General features: G+C 69.4%; 2 protein-coding genes. Both read right to left on the bottom strand.

Annotation, left to right across the window (positions count from 1 at the left end):
* Positions 1-209 precede the first annotated feature (209 nt).
* Positions 210-2,969 carry a pyruvate, phosphate dikinase gene (gene ppdK / locus ACFWU9_RS20310; RefSeq protein ID WP_384320246.1) on the bottom strand — a complete coding sequence of 920 codons (2,760 nt, stop codon included), beginning with the start codon at positions 2,967-2,969 and terminating at the stop codon, positions 210-212.
* A gap of 297 nt (positions 2,970-3,266) precedes the next feature.
* A partial coding sequence (locus tag ACFWU9_RS20305) for an HAD-IA family hydrolase (RefSeq protein ID WP_384320244.1) occupies positions 3,267-3,587 on the bottom strand: 321 nt, incomplete at its 5' end.

Genomic DNA, 3,587 nt, shown 5'->3' with positions numbered 1-3,587 from the left:
GGGGGGGGGGGGGGGGGGGGGGGGGGGGGTGGCGGGGTGGCCGCCCCCCGGCGCCCCCCCCCCCGGGGGGGGGGGGGGGGGGGGCCCCCCCCCCCCCCCCCCCCACCCCGTTCTGTTTCCGTCCCCGCCCATTCCGGAGGGCGGGAGAGCGCGATTTCACTTTCGGCGCGGGCTAAACCGGGCCCGGCCCCGGCGAATATGCCCGGGGCTCAGCGCGCGTCGCCTGCGCCGTCCGACCGCACCGCCGCCCGCCCCGCCTCCAGACGCGCCACGGGGATCCGGAACGGTGAGCAGGACACGTAGTCCAGGCCCACCTCGTGGAAGAAGTGCACCGACTCGGGGTCGCCGCCGTGCTCGCCGCAGATGCCCAGCTTCAGATCGGGCCGTGTCCTGCGGCCCGCCTCGCTGGCGCTGCGCACGAGCGAGCCGACGCCGTCCATGTCGATGGTCTCGAAGGGCGACACCCCGAAGATGCCCTTCTCCAGATAGGCGGTGAAGAAGCTCGCCTCGACGTCGTCGCGGGAGAAGCCCCACACGGTCTGGGTGAGGTCGTTGGTACCGAAGGAGAAGAACTCGGCGGCTTCCGCGATCTGACCGGCCGTCAGCGCGGCGCGGGGCAGTTCGATCATCGTCCCGAGCGCCAGCTTGAGGTCGATGCCGCTGGCCCGCCGGACCTCGGCGATGACCTGCTCGGCCTCGTCACGGACGATCTCCAGTTCCTGGACGGTGCCGACGAGCGGGATCATGATCTCGGCGCGCGGGTCCCCCTTGGCGTGTTTGCGCTCGGCCGCGGCCTCGGCGATGGCCCGCACCTGCATCGCGAACAGTCCGGGGATGACCAGGCCGAGCCGTACCCCGCGCAGTCCGAGCATGGGGTTCTGCTCGTGCAGTTTGTGTACGGCCTGGAGGAGCCGCAGATCGTTCTCGTTGTGGTCCTTACGAGCCTCGGCGAGCGCGACCCGTACGGACAACTCCGTGATGTCGGGCAGGAATTCATGGAGCGGCGGGTCCAGCAGCCGTACGGTGACGGGCAGTCCGTCCATCGCCTCGAACAGCTCGACGAAGTCCTTCCTCTGGAGCGGCAGCAGGTCCTTCAGCGCCTGCTCACGCTCGTCGTCGGTGTCCGCGAGGATCAACTTCTCGACCATCGCCCGGCGTTCACCGAGGAACATGTGCTCGGTGCGGCACAGTCCGATGCCCTGCGCGCCGAAGCGGCGGGCCCGCAGGGCGTCCTCGGTGTTGTCGGCGTTGGCCCGCACCCGCAGCCGGCGGCGGCGGTCGGCGTAGGCCATCATCCGGTGGACCGCCTCGACGAGTTCGTCGGCGTCGTCGGCGCCCGCGTGCATACGGCCCTCGAAGTACTCGACCACCGGCGAGGGGACGACCGGTACCTCACCGAGGTAGACCTTGCCGGTCGAGCCGTCGACGGAGACGATGTCGCCCTCCTCGACGACGGTCCTGCCGACGGTCATCCGGCGCCGCTTGGTGTCGACCTCCAGCTCCTCCGCGCCGCAGACACAGGTCTTGCCCATGCCCCGGGCGACGACGGCGGCGTGCGAGGTCTTGCCGCCGCGCGAGGTCAGGATGCCCTCGGCGGCGATCATGCCGTCCAGGTCGTCGGGGTTGGTCTCCCGGCGGATGAGGATGACCTTTTCGCCGGAGCGCGACCACTTGACCGCGGTGTACGAGTCGAAGACGGCCTTGCCGACGGCGGCGCCGGGCGAGGCGGCGATCCCGCGCCCGAGCAGCTCGCGTCCCTTCCCGCCGTGGGCCCCGGTGTCCTCGAAGCGCGGGAACATCAACTGGGCCAGCTGCGCCCCGTTGACCCGCTTGAGCGCCTCCGCCTCGTCGATCAGCCCCTGGTCGACGAGCTGGGTCGCGATCCGGAAGGCGGCCCCCGCGGTGCGCTTGCCCACCCGGGTCTGGAGCATCCACAACTCGCCGCGCTCGATGGTGAACTCGATGTCGCAGAGGTCGCGGTAGTGCGTCTCCAGGATCTCCATGATCTGCAGCAGCCGGTCGTACGACTTCTTGTCGACGGTCTCCAGATCGGCGAGCGGCACGGTGTTGCGGATACCGGCGACGACGTCCTCACCCTGCGCGTTCTGGAGGTAGTCGCCGTACACGCCCTGGTGGCCGCTGGCCGGGTCACGGGTGAAGGCGACGCCGGTGCCGGAGTCGGGGCCGAGATTGCCGAAGACCATGGAGCAGATGTTGACGGCGGTGCCGAGGTCGCCGGGGATGCGCTCCTGGCGGCGGTAGAGCTTGGCGCGGTCGGTGTTCCAGGACTCGAAGACGGAGCAGATGGCGAGATCCATCTGCTCGCGCGGGTCCTGCGGGAACTCGCGGCCGGCGTCGCGCGCGACGATCTTCTTGAACTGCTTGACCAGCTTCTTCAGATCACCGGCGTCGAGGTCGATGTCCGTGGCGGCCCTCTTCGCGCGCTTCGCCTCCTCCAGCGCCTCCTCGAAGTGGTCGCCGTCGACGCCGAGGACGGTCTTGCCGAACATCTGGATGAGCCTGCGGTAGGAGTCCCAGGCGAAGCGCTCGTCGCCCGACTGTTTGGCGAGTCCGGCGACGGACTTGTCGGAGAGACCGATGTTGAGGACGGTGTCCATCATCCCGGGCATCGAGAACTTGGCGCCGGACCGTACGGAGACGAGCAGCGGGTCGTCGGAGTGGCCGAGCTTCTTGCCCATCGTGGTTTCGAGGGCGTCGAGATGCCGGCTGACCTCCGCGGCGAGGGCGGGCGGCTCGGCACCGGTGTCGAGATAGACCTTGCAGGCCTCGCTGGTGATCGTGAAGCCCGGAGGGACGGGCAGGCCGAGGTTGGTCATCTCCGCGAGGTTGGCGCCCTTGCCGCCGAGAAGGCCCTTGAGATCCTTGTTGCCCTCGGTGAAGTCGTAGACGAACTTCTGGTCCTGCGGGGCGGTGTCTGTCGCTGCGTGGGTGTCTTTGCTTCTCGACACGGATCTCGACTCCTCCGGGAGGCGCTGGCTGCCCTGACGGCGAGGAACATACCCAGATCGAAGGTGCCTGGACATGTCCACTTGTCCGTCATACGGCCGCAACCACCCGTCCGCCACTGGATCCAATGCGAATGACGGGGGATCACCGAACCGGGCCCCCTTCACCCCTCGAACCGGGCATGACCTTTGCATGGGACAACTCGCTCGTCTGAGCCGGTATCCACACGTCTGAGTTCATCTCTCGAACACGGAAGGGATGGCACCCAGTGCCACCCCTTCCGGAAGTGCAGCCGAGCCTCAACCGCTCGTCTGAGCAAAGGATCTATCAGACGTGGCGAGAATCACGCCCGCCAGCACCGCCGGATCCACGTCCTCCAGGCTGCTGACGAAGTACCGGCCCTCCCCCGGCTCCACCGGCAGGAGCGAGGGGACGACGACCACCGGGCACCCGGCCGCCTCGGCCGACGCCGTGCCGTCCGGGGAGTCCTCCACGGCCACGCACGCGCCGGTCGCGACACCGAAGCGCTCGGCCGCCGCCCGGTAGGGGTCCGGGTGCGGCTTGGTCCGTACGGTGTCGTCGGCCGACAGCGTGAACGCGAAGGCGACATGGGCCAGGGA

Source organism: Streptomyces sp. NPDC058653 (assembly GCF_042716895.1).
Lineage (GTDB): Bacteria > Actinomycetota > Actinomycetes > Streptomycetales > Streptomycetaceae > Streptomyces.
The sequence above is the reverse complement of the archived record's forward strand: the minus strand, read 5'-3'. Positions and strand labels throughout refer to the sequence as shown.